This is a genomic window from Nonomuraea sp. NPDC049784, from assembly GCF_040659615.1.
GTDB lineage: Bacteria > Actinomycetota > Actinomycetes > Streptosporangiales > Streptosporangiaceae > Nonomuraea.
Genome location: NZ_JBFAMX010001147.1, coordinates 1 through 1,675, shown reverse-complemented (window position 1 = coordinate 1,675; position 1,675 = coordinate 1). Strand labels below are relative to the sequence as shown.

The 1,675-nt window shown below is 73.1% G+C and carries 2 protein-coding genes; both read right to left on the bottom strand.

All coding sequences use genetic code 11. The annotated features are described in order from the left end of the window. Positions 1-489: alpha/beta hydrolase (locus AB0J09_RS64185; protein WP_360714254.1), on the bottom strand; the 489-nt coding region annotated here is incomplete at its 3' end. 182 nt (positions 490-671) lie between these two features. Further along, positions 672-1,675 (bottom strand): helix-turn-helix transcriptional regulator (locus AB0J09_RS64180; protein ID WP_360714252.1); only part of this gene is annotated, 1,004 nt, incomplete at its 5' end.

Below are 1,675 nucleotides of genomic sequence, written 5' to 3'. Positions count from 1 at the left end.
GCCGACCCGGGGTTCCGCGGCGACGAACGGGACACCGAGCCCGCAGCCCATCGACATGCCCCGATAGCCCACCGGACCCTCGCCGACGTGGTCGAGTTGCTGGACCGCGGTCAGGACCGCCTGCCATTCCGCGACGGTCTGCCCGGTCAGGAGAGTGTGCATGGCGGCGACCAGCGCAGCCGTATCCTCGCCTGCGGCCATACGGGCGCGGTTCTCGGTCGCGATCCGGTTGAACTCCTCGCTCTTCGGCCGCTCACCGTGATTGGGCACGTCGATCGCGGCGACCGCGAAACCGCCCTCTGCGACGAAGCGGCGCGCGCCGGCCAGGATGCCGGGGGCCTTCTTGTGTTGGCCGCCGCCGTGTCCCATCAGGATCAGGGGACGAGTGCCGATGGCGTCTTCCGGCGTCCACAGCACACCGGGGATCTCGCCGAGGGTGAAGAGCTGTTCGGTGACGCCGTCCGACGACGTCTGGGAGGTGAAGCGCATAGCGTTTCAAGCCTTTCGGGATGCCTTCTGCGGGCGCTCCCTAGACCATGCAAGGGAGGGAGCCCCGACCTGTCACAGCGTTGATCGGTCTCACCTCCTCGAGTTCGCAGCGGTGCACGGCGCCGCCGAACGTATCACAGAGGGCATCACTCGCGTATCGCCAGGCTTTGCCTGACGCGGTGCTAGCTCGACTGGCCGTACGCGGCGAGCTTGGCGGCCAGCGCCACCCTGGAGCCGATCCCGAGCTTGGTGTAGATCTTGCCGATGTGGTACTCGACGGTCTTGACGCTGATGAGCAGCTCCCTGGCGATCTGCCGGTTCGTCAGCCCGCCGGCCACGAGCGTGGCGGTCCTGAGCTCCTGAGGCGTGAGCCCGAGCCGTACCGTGGCCGGGGGTTCCAGCCCGCAGGCCTCCAGCTCGTGCGCGCAGCGGTCCATGAGAGGCCGCGCACCCAGCCGTTCGAAGATGGCGCGGGCGGCGCCGAGCCGTTCAGCGGCCGCTTTGCGCCGGCCCGTGCGGCGCAGCAGCCTGCCGAGGTCGAGCAGCACGCGGGCCTCCTCCAGCGGGCACGCCCCTTCCACCAGCGCGAGTGCGCGGGCAAAGCTCTCCTCCGCCTCCCCTGGAACGTTCCTGGCGGCGAGCAGCAGCCCGCCGAGCCTGAGCCGCTCCCCCTGCCTGCGCGGCCCGGCCCGCCGCCCCAGGCCGGTCTCGTCGTACGCTGCCAGCGTCCGCTCCGCCTCCTCCAGCCGCCCGTCGGCCACCAGCGCCTCGATCCGCCCGGGGTGCGGGTCAGGCACGAACACGTCCCCCACCCAGCCCGACCACGGGTCCCGCCCGGCCACGTCACCTGCGCGGCCCGGCTCGAGCGCCGCCACGCCACGCGGCAGGCCCGGATCCGGCCTGGCCGCCTCACCCGCGCGACCACGCCCCTTCCCAGCCGCGCCGCCCATTCGGCGCTGCCGCGGGTCCGAGGGGGGCGCGGCGTCCGTACCCGGAGGGATGGGCTCGGCGCCGAGGAAGGCCAGGGCCAGGTTCGCCTGCCGCTCGCCCATCGCGTGGCGCAGGCGGCGGGCGGTGGCGCGGGCGGCGGTGGCGTGCGCGAGTGCTCGCTCGTGCTCGCCACGAGCCGCCAGCGGGGCCACGCACGCCACCTCCAGGCACGGCAGCAGCCACCGCTGACCGAGCG